General features: G+C 50.6%; 12 protein-coding genes and 4 tRNA genes. 8 read left to right on the forward strand and 8 right to left on the reverse strand.

Going from position 1 to position 12083, the window contains the following annotated elements; genetic code table 11:
- Positions 1–84 precede the first annotated feature (84 nt).
- From HMPREF9439_RS12445 to HMPREF9439_RS12470, 6 genes are all read right to left on the reverse strand, one after another.
- Positions 85–159, reverse strand: a tRNA-Thr gene (locus tag HMPREF9439_RS12445).
- Between the two features lie 5 nt (positions 160–164).
- Positions 165–238 (reverse strand) — tRNA-Gly (locus HMPREF9439_RS12450).
- A 45-nt stretch (positions 239–283) separates the two neighbouring features.
- Positions 284–369: transfer RNA gene (locus tag HMPREF9439_RS12455), tRNA-Tyr, on the reverse strand.
- 125 nt (positions 370–494) lie between these two features.
- Positions 495–580, reverse strand: a tRNA-Tyr gene (locus HMPREF9439_RS12460).
- Between the two features lie 24 nt (positions 581–604).
- Positions 605–970 (reverse strand): hypothetical protein, encoded by a 366-nt coding sequence (locus HMPREF9439_RS12465; protein ID WP_008810402.1) that lies wholly within the window; start codon positions 968–970, stop codon positions 605–607.
- A gap of 4 nt (positions 971–974) precedes the next feature.
- Positions 975–1280, reverse strand: coding sequence for a hypothetical protein (locus tag HMPREF9439_RS12470; protein WP_008865132.1), 306 nt, complete (start codon positions 1278–1280; stop codon positions 975–977).
- A 340-nt stretch (positions 1281–1620) separates the two neighbouring features.
- On the opposite strand from HMPREF9439_RS12470, the gene folE2 reads away from it, so the two are divergent.
- From folE2 to HMPREF9439_RS12500, 5 genes are all read left to right on the forward strand, one after another.
- Positions 1621–2427: a GTP cyclohydrolase FolE2 gene (gene folE2, locus HMPREF9439_RS12480; RefSeq protein ID WP_008865134.1), complete on the forward strand. Its 807-nt coding sequence runs from the start codon at positions 1621–1623 to the stop codon at positions 2425–2427.
- Between the two features lie 29 nt (positions 2428–2456).
- Positions 2457–4202 carry an arginine--tRNA ligase gene (gene argS / locus HMPREF9439_RS12485; protein ID WP_008865135.1) on the forward strand — a complete coding sequence of 582 codons (1746 nt, stop codon included), beginning with the start codon at positions 2457–2459 and terminating at the stop codon, positions 4200–4202.
- 12 nt (positions 4203–4214) lie between these two features.
- A complete protein-coding gene (locus tag HMPREF9439_RS12490; protein ID WP_008810398.1) occupies positions 4215–4757 on the forward strand; it encodes an SPOR domain-containing protein in 543 nt (180 codons plus the stop codon).
- 66 nt (positions 4758–4823) lie between these two features.
- On the forward strand, positions 4824–5453 hold the full coding sequence (locus HMPREF9439_RS12495) for a thiol:disulfide interchange protein DsbA/DsbL (protein ID WP_008810397.1): 630 nt from the start codon (positions 4824–4826) through the stop codon (positions 5451–5453).
- Between the two features lie 153 nt (positions 5454–5606).
- Positions 5607–6458 (forward strand): SDR family oxidoreductase, encoded by an 852-nt coding sequence (locus HMPREF9439_RS12500; RefSeq protein ID WP_008810396.1) that lies wholly within the window; start codon positions 5607–5609, stop codon positions 6456–6458.
- Positions 6459–6500: 42 nt separating this feature from the next.
- Here the strand turns inward: HMPREF9439_RS12500 and HMPREF9439_RS12505 are convergent, their stop codons facing one another.
- Positions 6501–8081 carry a RecQ family ATP-dependent DNA helicase gene (locus HMPREF9439_RS12505; RefSeq protein WP_008865137.1) on the reverse strand — a complete coding sequence of 527 codons (1581 nt, stop codon included), beginning with the start codon at positions 8079–8081 and terminating at the stop codon, positions 6501–6503.
- Between the two features lie 161 nt (positions 8082–8242).
- Between HMPREF9439_RS12505 and HMPREF9439_RS12510 the strand changes: the two genes are divergently transcribed.
- Complete coding sequence (locus tag HMPREF9439_RS12510) at positions 8243–8743, forward strand: nitrate reductase (RefSeq protein ID WP_008865138.1); 501 nt, start codon at positions 8243–8245, stop codon at positions 8741–8743.
- A gap of 72 nt (positions 8744–8815) precedes the next feature.
- Here HMPREF9439_RS12510 and sstT read toward each other — a convergent pair whose 3' ends face one another.
- Positions 8816–10048, reverse strand: coding sequence for a serine/threonine transporter SstT (sstT, locus tag HMPREF9439_RS12515; protein ID WP_008865140.1), 1233 nt, complete (start codon positions 10046–10048; stop codon positions 8816–8818).
- A gap of 117 nt (positions 10049–10165) precedes the next feature.
- Here sstT and HMPREF9439_RS12520 point away from each other — a divergent pair, with 117 nt between their 5' ends.
- Together HMPREF9439_RS12520 and HMPREF9439_RS12525 are read left to right on the forward strand one after the other, a co-directional pair.
- Positions 10166–11410, forward strand: coding sequence for a tetracycline resistance MFS efflux pump (locus HMPREF9439_RS12520; protein ID WP_008810392.1), 1245 nt, complete (start codon positions 10166–10168; stop codon positions 11408–11410).
- A 41-nt stretch (positions 11411–11451) separates the two neighbouring features.
- Entirely contained in the window at positions 11452–11991 is a 540-nt protein-coding gene (locus HMPREF9439_RS12525; RefSeq protein WP_244862447.1) for a DUF3455 domain-containing protein, read from the forward strand.
- Positions 11992–12083 lie beyond the last annotated feature (92 nt).

Raw genomic sequence — 12083 nt, forward strand, 5'->3', positions numbered from 1 at the left:
GGCTTAGTACGTTCGTACTTTTCTTTTGCCATGTCTAGCTCCTGAGTGCCTGTCAACGGACAAGCTTAAATGAATAAAATTTAATGGTGCCCATGATGCGGATCGAACGCATGACCTCTCCCTTACCAAGGGAGTGCTCTACCACTGAGCCACATGGGCGGCACTGGAGCGGGTGAAGGGAATCGAACCCTCGTCGTAAGCTTGGAAGGCTTCTGCTCTACCATTGAGCTACACCCGCTCAAACAGAAAGCGTTCGAGCCGAACGCTTTTGTTGGAAATCTTATGGTGGAGGGGGATGGATTCGAACCATCGTAGGCGTAAGCCAACAGATTTACAGTCTGCCCCCTTTAGCCACTCGGGCACCCCTCCACTCTCGGAGAACGCAGATTTTGACAAGTTTATTTTGATTTGTCAAGTCTACGGCAAAAATTTTTACAAGTTTTGACAGATTTCACCAACTTGGGTAATCGTCTTCAGACTTACGTCAGAACCTCTGGTGGAGGGGGATGGATTCGAACCATCGTAGGCGTAAGCCAACAGATTTACAGTCTGCCCCCTTTAGCCACTCGGGCACCCCTCCGGAGGAAATGCGCATTCTACATGATTAAAAGATATTTGACAATTGGCCTGCGACTCCGGCCAATAAACAGATCCAGCCGGCATTCATTAAATGGCTGATCCACGGGCGTTTCGCACGTTCTTTCTGTCTCAGCTTTTCGATAGCAGCTTCTCTTTTTGCCGGGTCTGAAATGTAAGCTAATATCGCCAGTTCCGTGCTTCTAAAGCACATGCCGATAAAGACGAGCGACAGGCCGAGGTCGCCGACAGCTTCGGCAACATAGCCGTCAGAAAAGCCAGCCGCTGCCTTTCCCATCATTCCTGCTGAAAACAGATATAAGGCAGTACGCCAAAATACGGCGATCTTGGATTCGGAGATCGGTGTTTTTGTCGGTTGTTGTATGCCAGGCATTAGATTATTTCTCTTTTTTTATTTCTTCTACTTCGATGACTTCAGCGTCAACCGCCTGAGTCTTATTCCACTTCTTGGGAACGATCGACGTCCTCGCCGACGCGTCATAATAGTCGCCGGGGTTGTCCTCGGTGTAAGTCCTTTCGCCCTGGAAAAAGCCGAAGACTTTACTGCTGAGCCAGATGAGGCAGGAAAGTGCAAACACACCGATAAGTACCGCACCTACAACCGGAAGAATAAACATAGCGCCCAAAAATATGAGCGCAATAATCAAGCCGGCCCAAATGAGTTTGGAAATAGGATAACGCACGAACTCTCCCCTTCTTATTAACTTAGCGGCAACCTCTTTGAGGTTATGCGGATTCTTACTCCACGCCCCTAATATATTACTAATTAGATTTGCTACAAAGCAAAACTCATCAAAACTGAAAGACGTTGTAAAAATTTGTGGGCTTCCTCCCCGCCCATTCTCTTCTTTTCCGGTTGGAAAACCGCCGTCAAAGGTTTGATTCCGACTAACGAAAACCCTTTAAAGACTAGGTTTTTCTCGACTTGACAGCTCACAGCGCTAAAAGCAGCCGCTATATTTAGAGGTATACTCCACAGACTATGTATTGTGGCCGAACTATTCGGTTTTACAGAGGATTTCAATGACAGATAATAAATTAATGGTTCTTCCTGATGTCCAGTCTTCGGCTGACAGAAGAAATATTCCCATTCGTCGCGTCGGCGTCAAAGGGATCCGAACCCCTATTCTGGTAAAAAGCCAGAGCGGCGCACAGCACACTGTGGCCGATGTCGAAATGTATGTTTCCCTGCCCGCAGACAAGAAGGGGACCCACATGTCCAGATTCTGGACCCTGCTCGGCGGCATCAATAAGCCTTTCGCTCCCCAGATGATGGTCGAAGTCATGCAGGAAATGCTTGCTTCCCTGAAGTCTGACGGCGGCTATATCCGCTTGGCCTTCCCCTTCTTCATGGAAAAATCCGCTCCCGTCTCCCATCTTCAGAGCACAATGGACTACGACGTGGTTCTGACTGCCGAATGTGCAGACGGAAAGATTACCGTGACTCAGGAAGTCATTGCTCCGGTCACCAGCCTTTGCCCCTGCAGCAAGGAAATCAGTAAGTACGGCGCACACAACCAGCGCTCTCACGTTTCAATCACTGCGGAACTCGAAACGAACTTCCCCATTGAAAAGCAGATTGAAATGATTGAGAGCTGCGCCTCCTGCCAGGTTTGGGGTCTGCTGAAACGTTCCGACGAGAAATACGTCACGGAACACGCCTATGAAAATCCGAAGTTTGTCGAAGACCTCGTTCGTGACGTCGCCATCAGATGCCAGGACGAACCGGCAATTCTTGCCTTCACGGTCGAGGCAGAAAACTTTGAATCGATTCATAACCACTCTGCCTTTGCTTCCCTGCACTTTGACAAGAGACAAACGGCGGAATAATCCTGCTCTGATTAGGAAATAGGTCTTTTATGCTTGCCTCACAGAAAACCAAAATCACCGAGCTTTTCAAGAATGCTCTGGCGGCCGTCGGTGCTCCGGAGAACACCAAAATTGTTCTCGAGCGCCCCAAACAGCAGAGCCACGGTGACATTGCCTGCACAGTGGCGCTCCAATGTGCAAAAGCCATGAAGCAGCCTCCGAGAGTCATTGCGGAAAAACTGGTCGAAGAGCTTCGAAAAGAAACCGCCGACTCCGAGATGTTTTCTGCCATTGAGATTGCCGGCCCCGGATTCATCAATCTCAAACTCGCACCCTTTCTTAAGCAGGATGTCGTTCGAGAAATTTTGAAAGAGGGTCCGGCCTACGGCTGCTCCGATGCGCACACCGGTGAGTCCATTCTCCTGGAATACGTTTCGGCTAACCCGACCGGACCTCTTCATTTGGGCCATGCAAGACAGGGCGCACTAGGCGATGTCCTCTCTCGTATGCTCAAGAGTCAGGGCTGGGCGGTCACGCGTGAGTTTTACTACAACGATGCCGGCAACCAGATTCATAACCTTGCCATCAGCGTTCAGGCACGCTGCTACGAACTCCAAAACAAACCGTTCGAGTTCCCTGAAGACGGCTACAAGGGTGCTTATGTTCTTGACATCGCTCAGGACTTTCTCGCCAAGAAACCGATCCATACTTTCGACGGCAAGGTAGTAGAAAGCAGCGGCAATCCGGATGACCTCGAGAACATCCGCGCTTACGCGGTGGCTTATCTCAGAGAAGAGCAGCACAAGGACCTGACGGCTCTTGGTGTAGCTTTCGACAACTACTACTTGGAAAGCTCCCTGTACTCTGACGGCAGAGTTGCCAAAGCAGTTCAGGCCATTCGGAACGCAGGTAAAACGTACGAGAAAGACAGAGCCTTATGGTTTAAGAGCACGGATTACGGTGACGATAAAGACCGCGTTATGCGCAAAGCCGACGGTTCTTACACGTATTTCGTTCCGGATGTTGCTTATCACTTAGCCAAATTTGAGCGCGGCTTCAACCGAGCTTTAAATATCCAGGGCTCCGATCACCACGGCACGGTCGCTCGCGTCCGCGCTGGCATTCAAGCCGCTTCAGGAGACTTCGGCTTCAACATTCCGAAGACTTTCCCCGAGTACATGCTGCACAAGATGCTTCAGGTGGTCAAAGACGGACAGCCCGTCAAGATGAGCAAACGCAGCGGCACTTACGTCACGCTCTCTGACTTGGTCAACTGGGTCGGAAAAGATGCTGCACGTCTCTTCATGGTTAATCGCAGAGCCGACGCTGAGTTTGTTTTTGATGTGGATTTGGCCCTTAGCCAGTCCGACGAAAACCCGGTCTACTATCTGCAGTACGCCCATGCCAGAATCTGCTCTGTTTTTGCCCAGGCGCAGGAAAAAGGCATTGAGGTCCCCTCTGTCGAAGAAATGGCCTCTGAAGACCTGTCTTCTTTGACTGCTCCGACCGAACTCAGACTGATGAGCAAACTTTCTGATTTCCCGACGGCTTTGGCAAACGGTACTGAGGACCTGTCTCCTTTGGCATTGGTCACGTACCTTAAGGAACTGGCTGCTGATTTCCATTCTTTCTACAATGCCGAAAGAGTGCTGGTCGATGACGAAAAGCTGCGCAACGCCCGCTTGGCCCTTCTGGTCGCCACCCGACAGGTTCTGCGCAACGGACTGGAAATCTTGGGCGTCTCTGCTCCTGAAAGATTGTCTCGTGCCGATCAGCCGGCTGACTCAACTAAATAAGGTTTAAGCTCCATGGCAAGAAATTCCGGCGGCGGATTTGGAACCTGGTTTTACGGATTCCTCGTAGGAGGAGTCATCGGTGTCGGCTGCTGCGCAGCTGCAGCGTTGTACATCACTAAGGCTCCGATCCCATTCGTAAATAAAGTTAATCAAGCCAGCGAAAAAATCAATCCTATCGCCGGCGGCACTATTCCTGATCCGAATAAACCGCTTTCTGCCAGCGGCGGCGCCCCTGTGAACGCGCCTAAGAGCCGAGTCGTGACGGTAGAACCGCCGACAAGTGAGCAGGCCGCCGAGGAAACTAAACTTCAGATTGAACAGGGTTCGCGCTTTGTCGTGCAGGCCGGTGCCTTCAGCACTCAGGTCGACGCTGAAGCCCGAAGAGCCGAGCTCGGATTCTTAGGGTTTGAAGCTCGAGTGATTCCCAGAACCGACGGGGCAAAAACCCTTTATCGCGTTCGTCTCGGACCGTACGGAACCGCCCAGGAAGCCAACGACGTCAAGTCCAAGCTTCAGGCCAACTCCATTACGGCGACTGTCGGGCGCGTTAAGTAATTTTTTATTCACCGAACCGAAGGGAGATCCTCCCTCCGGTTCTTTCGTATTAGTAGGTCAAAACTTATGCTTCGAAGAATTTTGTTGTCCGCTTGTCTTTTACTTCCGGTCGTCGGATACGCTTCAGCCGAAAATCCGGTCGCCGGGCAGGACTACACGGTTTTGAAAACACCGGTGCAGACTCAGGAGCCCAAGAAGATTGAAGTCTTAACTTTCTTCGCTTACACCTGCCCTCACTGCTATACCTATGAGAAAGATGTCCTGCCTTGGAGCGAAAAGCTCCCGGATGACGTCGTTTTCCGTCAGATTCCTGTTGCCTGGACTCCAAAGAGCTTCCACTTCACTAAGACTTACTACGCCTTGGAAGCAATGCACAAACTGCATCCCTACCATGAGATGCTGTTTAATGCCGTCATCAAGGAAAGAAAAGAATTCCCCGACCTCAACAGCATCGCGGATTTCTTTGCACAGAACGGCCTGAACAAAGAAGAGTTCCTCAAGAACGCCAACTCTTTCTCGACCAAAGTCAAAAATGACCGCGCTTTCAAAACTTGGCAGGCCTATGAAATCGACGGTACGCCCGCCAACGCCGTCAACGGAAAGTACATCACTGCCCCGCACATGGTCGGCACTCGAGAAGGTGCAATTCAGGTAATGAATTACCTGATCGAAAAAGAACGAGCCGCGAAGAAATAATCAGCTTCGGTCCAAAGGAGGTTCGCCTCCTTTTTCTGTTCTCTGCAGCTTCTTTAGACGACGGTATTCGCCGCCCGCGATAAGCTGTGTATGATTATCTCCATTAAGAATATCTATCCGCCGGGCACAGAATGTCCGGCCGCGGAGTAACAAATGAACATTTTCCTGACTGGAGCATCAAGCGGCATCGGACAAGCCCTAGCAAAAGAATTTGCAGCAAACGGCGCCACGCTTGGTCTTGTTGCCAGACGTGAAGACAAGCTCAAAGAGTTGATCGCAGAACTTCCGAATCCTGAACTGCATACGGCGATCGTCTGCGACGTTACGGATCGTGATCGTTTAATCGAAGAAGCCCGTAAGTTCGATGAGGCCTGCGGTGGAGTCGATATTGCGGTTGCCTGTGCCGGTATTTCCGTCGGTGTAAAAACACAATACCGAGAAGACTTGGACGTCTTTGACAAAGTCTTTGATACCAACGTATTCGCAATGGCATCTACTTTCCATGCGTTTATCGATCCGATGATCAAGCGTAAACGCGGAACTCTGGTCGGAATTGCCAGTGTCGCCGGTATTCGCGGTCTTCCGGGAAGCGAAGCTTATTGCGCCAGCAAATCCGCCGCGATCACGTACTGCGAAAGCCTTCGTGTTGAAATGCAGAAATACGGCGTCAAAGTCGTAACGATCTCTCCGGGATTCGTTAAAACGCCTTTAACCGCCCATAATCCTTACAAGATGCCTTTCATTATGGAGCCGGAAGCATTCGCCAAAGAAGCCGTCAAGGTAATCATGGTCGGCAAAAAGTACGCCACGATTCCATGGGAAATGGGCGTTCTGTCAAAAATTCTTCGCCTCATCCCGAACTGGCTCTTCGATAAGATTTTGGCTTCCCGTAAGCAAAAACCGCGCTCTGGCACCGCCGGAACGTCGAAGGCCGAAAACCGACCGGTCTCTGAAAAGTCTCCGAACGCGGTTCCGACCGTCAACAAAACAGACGAAAACAAGTGAAGTGCTTAAACTGACGTAACGCTTAACACGCTCAAGCCGAAATCAATAGTTTCGGCTTTTTCTTTGTCCAGATCCGTGTTCGGAAAGAAAAACGGGAGCCAACGAGCTCAGGAAGCGGCAGCTTTTATCCGTTAAAAAGAGGCCGTTGTAAGAAGAGAATTCCACGCCCACAGCTTCTTTCAAAAGCAGGTACCGATAAACCGCCCGCAGCTGGCTTTCTGAAAACTCCGTCCCGATTTTCCATGTACTAAGTTCCTGAAAATCATGCTGCCAAATAAACGAAGTTTCGATACCGTGCAGAATCTCTATCACTTGTGCGGCATTCAGGTAAAGCTTCGATTTCTCGTAGGACCGCCACACCGTAGAGAGGAATTTTTTTACGGCCGTAGAGGCATCCCAGCTTTTCTCGGAGGCAAGACAGTTGTCGCATTGTCCGCAGGCCTCCTTTGTTTCTTCTCCGAAGTAAGCCAAAAGGAGATTTCTTCGACACTCCGTGCTTTCGGCGTAGCCCTGCATCACGTCCTGCTTCACCTCGGAGATGTTCTTATACCAATCCTCGGCGTCACTTTCTGCAATGCGTTTCTTCTGAAAGAACGCATCGCCTCCGCTAAAACAAAGCCATGCTTCTGCCTTTTGACCGTCTCGCCCGGCCCTTCCGATTTCCTGGACGTAATTCTCGATGCTTTTAGGCAGAAAAGTATGCGCTACGAAACGGACATCCGCCTTATCGATACCCATGCCAAAAGCAATCGTCGCCACAATCACCGCGTCCTTTTCATGCAGGAAACGGGTCTGACTCAGCTCTCGTTGCTCCCGGCTCAGTCCGGCGTGATAGCAAAGGCAATTAATTCCTTCCGCTGCCAGAAAGGCGCAAATCGTCTCCGCTTTAGCTCGGGAGCTCGTGTAAACGATACCGCTTTCTCCGGCGTGCTTTTCTTTTATGAAGGCTAGCAGCTGTTCATTGCCTCGCTTTCTGCGGACCACAGTAATTCGGAGATTTTTTCTCTCCAGGCTCATGGCATGCACATAAGGTTCTACGAGCAATTTTTCGCAGATATCTCGCGAACTAATAGCGTCGGCAGTGGCTGTAAGGGCAATTCTTGGAACCGAAGGAAAACGTTCTTTTAATGCACTTAGAAGCCGATACTCAGGCCGAAAGTCATGCCCCCAGCTCGAAACGCAATGCGCTTCGTCATAAGCAAACAAAGAAACGCAGCTGTCCTCCAGAAGACGGCAAAAAGAGGGATTGGAAAGGCGCTCCGGAGAGACATAAAGAATCTTGATCTTCTCGTCTCGTATTAGCTCTACCGTGGAAGAAATTTCATCCCATTCCATGTTTGAGCTTAAGTAGGCGGCCGCCACGTTTTTCTTTTTCAGCGCATCCACTTGGTCCTTCATAAGAGAGATCAGCGGCTCAAAGACGACGGCCATGCCGTTCTTAACCAATGCCGGCAGCTGGAAACACAAACTCTTTCCCGCGCCCGTAGGCAGAAGGGCCAGCACGTCTCTTCCTTCCAGGAGCGCTTCGATAATCGCCTCCTGCCCTTCGCGGTAATCTTCATGACCGAAAACCGATTTAAGCGTCTCTCGGCATTTTTGAGTAACTTTTGTTTCCTTCGGCATGGCGCGAGGTTATCACATCCGTTGAGGCTCCGAGAGGCACAAATCTTTCAGAAGCTTTGCCAAAACGGGCAATAATGGTTGCTACTTAATTGTTTTCCCTAGATTTTGTTTTATCATGCTCGCATGTGACACAGGGTGTTTTCCCATTATCGAGTTTTCAGATGACAACAGAACTTAGCGCGCTTGCGAGATTATTGGTCTACCCGAGGCATCAGACATTAAACGAGCTGAACAAAATTGATCATATTTTGCAAAACTCGCGTCGTTTAGACCCCCACACGAAGGAAAATCTGAAAACATTCACCGTGGCTTTGTCGGCAGCTCCGATGTCTGCCCTTCAGAACATCTATCTGGCTTCTTTTGAGGAAGATTACAAGACGCTTGATCTGACGCAGCAAAATCATGAATCGGCAGAAGCTCTTAAACTGCTGGAAAATCTCTACCACGAGCACGGACAAGACTTTTCCGAAAAAGACGTTCCGCACTTCCTGCCCGCAATTCTGGAATTCCTGTCTACCGTGTCTTACAACGAAGCCCTGTCTTGGATTAAACAGGCGGAACCGGCGCTCCGCGCAATCGATCGTAAACTGCTTGATGTCTCGAGTCCTTGGCTGGCGGTAACAGACTCGCTCCTTTCCTTATCGAAGCGAGTAGCCGCATAAATTTTCGGCATTAAAAAACCTTCCGAAGGAAAATCACCTCGGAAGGTTTTTTGTTAGCGGTTCAATTGACCGTTAGACGTGGCTCTGTGATTTGCGGCGATGATGCTCGAAAGCAGCGGCCGTAAAGACAACGTCCGTCGAAGAGTTCAATGCGGTCTCGGCAGAATCCTGCAGTACACCGATCACAAAACCGACAGCCACCACCTGCATAGCGACGTTCTGGTCAATACCGAACAGTCCGCAGGCGAGCGGAATCAGCAGGAGCGAGCCGCCGGGAACGCCGGAAGCACCGCAAGCGCAAACCGCTGCAACAACGGAAAGAAGCAGTGCCGTCAAAACATCGACCTGAACACCTAACGTGTAAGCAGCAGACAGCGTCAGAACGGTAATCGTCACTGAGGCTCCGCCCATGTTGATGGTGGCGCCGATAGGAATAGACAGCGAATAGAGTTTTTCGTCTAAACCGAGCTTACGGCAGAGGTTCATGTTCACAGGAATGTTCGCAGCAGAAGAACGTGTGAAGAAGGCTGTCACACCGCTTTCTCTCAGGCAAGCCCAAACCAAAGGATAGGGATTCTTGTGGGTGTAGAGGAAGACCAAAAGCGGATTGACGATCAAAGCAATGAAAATCATGCAGCCGATCAGCACGGCCAGAAGGCGGACATAACTCATCATGCCGGCCAAACCGGTGGTAGCTACGACTTCGGCAACCAACCCGAAAACACCGATAGGTGCAAGGCGAATGACGAAGCGAACGACGTATTCAACGCTAGCAGTAAGATCCGTCACAATGCGTTTAGTCTCGTCGGAAGCATAGCGAAGAGCAACGCCCAAGCTGATAGACCAAGCCAAAATACCGATGTAGTTCGCGTTGGCAATTGCTTTGACCGGATTATCAACGATGTTGAAGATCAGATTCTTCACAACTTCGCCGATGCCGCCGGGCGCTGATAATGCATCCTTCGTATCAATGAGTGCGATCTGCGTCGGGAACAGGAAACTTGCAAATACAGCCACTAAGGCTGCCAGGAATGTACCGACCAAATAAAGAACGATAACGTCTTTCATGGCCGTATTCGTGGTGCTCTCCTGATTCGCAATGGAGGCGGCGACCAAAACAAAAACCAAGACCGGAGCCACGGCTTTCAAGGCGCTGACGAAAAAGGAGCCAAGTACTCCGCAGCCCTGTGCAAATCCCGGGAAAGCCAGGGCGACCAATATGCCCAAAACCAAACCGGCAATGATCTGCTTGACCAATGATCCTTGTTTAATAAGCGTGATTAAAAAAGGGATAGTTCTTTTCATGAGATTTGTAAGAAGTAATTTCCAATACGGCCTCAGTTTACCGATTTTTTTCAGCTATCTTGAAAACGTGGTAATTTTTTCCACCTGTAACGAAACGATCAAACACCTTACTTCCACATGAAAAACACTGCGGCAGGAGTGCCGTTTATCCTGATTTGCGTCCTTTTGGACATCCTCGGCATTGGCTTGATCATCCCGGTTCTGCCGCAATTAGTCGGCGATTTGGCAGGATCACAGTCTGCGCAGGCATGGTGGCTGGGTGCAATGCTGGTCGCCTATGGACTGATGCAGTTTTGCTTTGCTCCTACTTTGGGAGCCCTTTCCGATCGTTACGGACGCAGACCCGTTTTGCTGCTCGGAATTTTCGGTTTGGGAATTATGTTCCTCGTGCCGGCGCTTTCACAGTCGCTGCCCGTCATTTTATTTTCAAGAATCTTGGGCGGCATGTTCGCCGGAAACATCGCCGTTGCTCAAGCCTACATTTCCGACGTGACTGATAAGGCGCACCGCGCTGCCGCCTTCGGCAAACTCGGGGCCTGCTTCGGCATCGGTTTCATTCTCGGTCCTGCCCTCGGCGGAATACTCGGCGAAAACGACGTTCGTCTGCCGTTCTTTATCGCAGGTTGTCTCTCTCTGCTCAATTTTCTCTACGGGATTTTTGTCCTTCCTGAATCTTTAAAAACAAGAGAGCATCGGGCAATCAATTTCAAAACCCTCAACCCGCTTTCCTCACTTGCCCGTTTGACAAAGTTCAAATACATCGGCGCCCTGATCGCAGTCATTGCTCTTAGCGGGTTCGCTCAGTCGATGCTGCATTCGACCTGGACGCTTTTTACAAATTTCCGCTTCCATTGGACGCCGTTTAACATCGGACTTTCTTTGGTCGTCATGGGTCTCGTTACCGCAGTCGTCCAGGGCTTCCTGCTCAAAAAGCTTTTAAAATTATTCGGCGAACAAAAACTGATCCTCTACGGACTCGGCTCCGGGGCTCTAGCCTACCTCTGCTTCGGACTGGTCACTTACGGCCCCCTGACTTACTTGGTGATGCTTTGCAATTTCCTGTCCATTGCCGTTCCGCCGACGCTGAATTCCATCGTCTCTCATTCCGTCCCGGCATCCGAACAGGGGGAGGCCATGGGAACCATCTCGTCTGTAAACAGTTTGATGGGAGTCGCCGCGCCTCTGCTCGGGACGCCTCTTTTAGTCCATACGGCGGCGCAGAGCCCGGGATCAATGCTCGGCGGCCTGCCTTACTTTATCTGCGCTTTAGTCCTCGCCTTAGCCGCCTTTATCGCTTCCCGCCACTTCACTTCTGTTACAACTGCGGATCCTAATAAGGGTAACGGCGACAAAGAGCCCTAGTCGATTGCATTACAGTGAAACTCTCTTTACAGGAGAAGATCGTGAAAAACAGATTATCCTTCGCTCTCTTGGCCGCCTCTGCACTGGCGCTTGCCGGCTGCAGTTCGATTAACACGGCGCTGAACACAAGCAAACAGCCTTCTATGGAAAAGCTGACGCCTCCGTCCGGACAGGCTTTCCTCACACTGGAAGGAAGCGGCATCCAGATTTTCCGCTGCGCCACCGATGCTAAAGGCACCTACTGGCGCTTCGAACAGCCTCAGGCCAAGCTTAAGGACAAGAGCGGTGAAGCCGTTGCCGAACTTTCCGGCCCGATGAGCGCTTTCGAGTACAAAGACGGCTCGCGAATCATTTCCTCCCACATCATCGCTTGGGCCGACCCTGCGAATCCTCAAAAAGACAACAAGTACGCACTGATGAAAGCCGTCTCCGACCCCGGCACCGGAGTTTTTAACGGCGTCAAATACATTCAGCGCCTGAAACCGGAAGGCGGTATGCCCAACAGCAGCGGATGCACCCCGTCTGAGGCGGGCAAGCTGCTGAAAGTTCCTTTCTCTGCAGAATACGTTTTCTGGAAATGAAAAAGTCCTCCTAAGATTGAAAACTTAATAAACTTCAGTATATTTAACCCCCAAAAGCAGGAATAAAAGCCTGTTTTGGGATATAATGATAG

The organism is Parasutterella excrementihominis YIT 11859 (genome assembly GCF_000205025.1).
In the GTDB taxonomy this organism is placed as follows: Bacteria; Pseudomonadota; Gammaproteobacteria; order Burkholderiales; family Burkholderiaceae_F; genus Parasutterella; species Parasutterella excrementihominis.

Bases quoted from the DNA above. Each gene is read 5' to 3' on its own strand.
- HMPREF9439_RS12505 (WP_008865137.1), bottom strand. From the start codon at position 8,081: ATGCCGAAGGAAACAAAAGTTACTCAAAAATGCCGAGAGACGCTTAAA.
- HMPREF9439_RS12500 (WP_008810396.1), top strand. From the start codon at position 5,607: ATGAACATTTTCCTGACTGGAGCATCAAGCGGCATCGGACAAGCCCTA.
- HMPREF9439_RS12520 (WP_008810392.1), top strand. From the start codon at position 10,166: ATGAAAAACACTGCGGCAGGAGTGCCGTTTATCCTGATTTGCGTCCTT.
- HMPREF9439_RS12465 (WP_008810402.1), bottom strand. From the start codon at position 970: ATGCCTGGCATACAACAACCGACAAAAACACCGATCTCCGAATCCAAG.
- HMPREF9439_RS12495 (WP_008810397.1), top strand. From the start codon at position 4,824: ATGCTTCGAAGAATTTTGTTGTCCGCTTGTCTTTTACTTCCGGTCGTC.
- HMPREF9439_RS12490 (WP_008810398.1), top strand. From the start codon at position 4,215: ATGGCAAGAAATTCCGGCGGCGGATTTGGAACCTGGTTTTACGGATTC.
- sstT (WP_008865140.1), bottom strand. From the start codon at position 10,048: ATGAAAAGAACTATCCCTTTTTTAATCACGCTTATTAAACAAGGATCA.
- folE2 (WP_008865134.1), top strand. From the start codon at position 1,621: ATGACAGATAATAAATTAATGGTTCTTCCTGATGTCCAGTCTTCGGCT.
- HMPREF9439_RS12510 (WP_008865138.1), top strand. From the start codon at position 8,243: ATGACAACAGAACTTAGCGCGCTTGCGAGATTATTGGTCTACCCGAGG.
- argS (WP_008865135.1), top strand. From the start codon at position 2,457: ATGCTTGCCTCACAGAAAACCAAAATCACCGAGCTTTTCAAGAATGCT.